Consider the following 1,204-nt stretch of genomic DNA (forward strand, 5'->3'; position numbering starts at 1 on the left):
TACCAAGTGAAGCTGTAAAGTCCGTCAACCACGAGGACGGACATGAAGAAGAGTCGCTTCACCACCGAGCAGATCATCGGGTTCATCAAGCAGTCCGATGCCGGGATGGCGGTGTCGGAACTGGCCCGGCAGAACGGCTTCAGCCCCGCCAGCTTCTACGCCTGGCGAGCCAAATACGGCGGCATGGAGGCCGAAGACGCCAAGCGCCTGAAGGAACTGGAGTCGGAGAACGGCCGGCTCAAGCGCCTGCTGGCCGAGGCGCACCTGGACATCGAGGCGCTGAAGATCGGCTTCGGGGTAAAACGCTAGCCCCGCAATGCAAGCGCGAGGCAGTCCGGCGCATGCTCGAACTCACCACGGTGAGCGAGCGCCGGGCCTGCCGCCTTGCGGGGCTCTCCCGCGACAGCTTCCGTCATCCGCCCGAGCCGACCGCCGCCACCCAGGCGCTGTCGGCGCGGATCATCGAGTTGGCCCAGGTTCGGCGTCGGTTCGGCTACCGCCGCCTGCACGACCTGCTTCGACCGGAGTTCCCGAACGTGAACCACAAGAAGATCTACCGCCTGTACCGCGAGGCGAAGCTGGCGGTGCGCCGGCGCAGCAAGGCCCGGCTGCCGGCCGGTGAGCGTCAGCGTCTGTGCCCGGCAACCGTACCCAACAAGGTCTGGAGCATGGACTTCGTCAGCGATGCGCTGGCCAGCGGCCGCCGCATCAAGTGCCTGACGGTGGCCGACGACTTCACCCACGAGAGCGTGGACATCGCGGTGGACCACGGCATCGGCGGGGCTTACGTCGTTCGCCTGCTGGATCAGGCCGCGTGCTTCCGTGGCTATCCGCAGGTCGTACGTACCGACAACGGCCCGGAGTTCACCAGCCGGGCCTTCATGGCCTGGACCCAGCGGCACGGCATCGAGCATCGGCTGATCGAGCCGGGCAAACCCATGCAGAACGGCTACATCGAGAGCTTCAACGGCAAGTTCCGCGACGAGTGCCTCAACGAGCACTGGTTCACCTCGCTGGCCCAGGCCCGCGAGGTCATCGCCGATTGGCGACGGGACTACAACGAGGTTCGTCCGCACAGCAGCTGTGGTCGCATCCCACCGGCACAGTTCGCCGCCAACCATCGCGCACAAACCGGCAACAACGCAGTACCCTCCAACCCCGGGCTTTATCAGTAATCACTGGTACGGCTGATGGGGGCAGGTCA

Annotated in this window: 1 protein-coding gene; it reads left to right on the top strand. The window is 65.6% G+C overall.

The features are described from left to right. The first annotated feature begins 42 nt into the window (after positions 1-42). Positions 43-1,175 (top strand): IS3 family transposase gene (locus C7456_RS16720; protein ID WP_109724935.1). Its coding sequence is split into 2 segments (ribosomal slippage): positions 43-298 and positions 298-1,175, totalling 1,134 coding nucleotides; the frame shifts between segments, so codons are not numbered across the junction. Positions 1,176-1,204 lie beyond the last annotated feature (29 nt).

This window comes from Fulvimonas soli, from assembly GCF_003148905.1.
GTDB classification, from domain to species: Bacteria; Pseudomonadota; Gammaproteobacteria; order Xanthomonadales; family Rhodanobacteraceae; genus Fulvimonas; species Fulvimonas soli.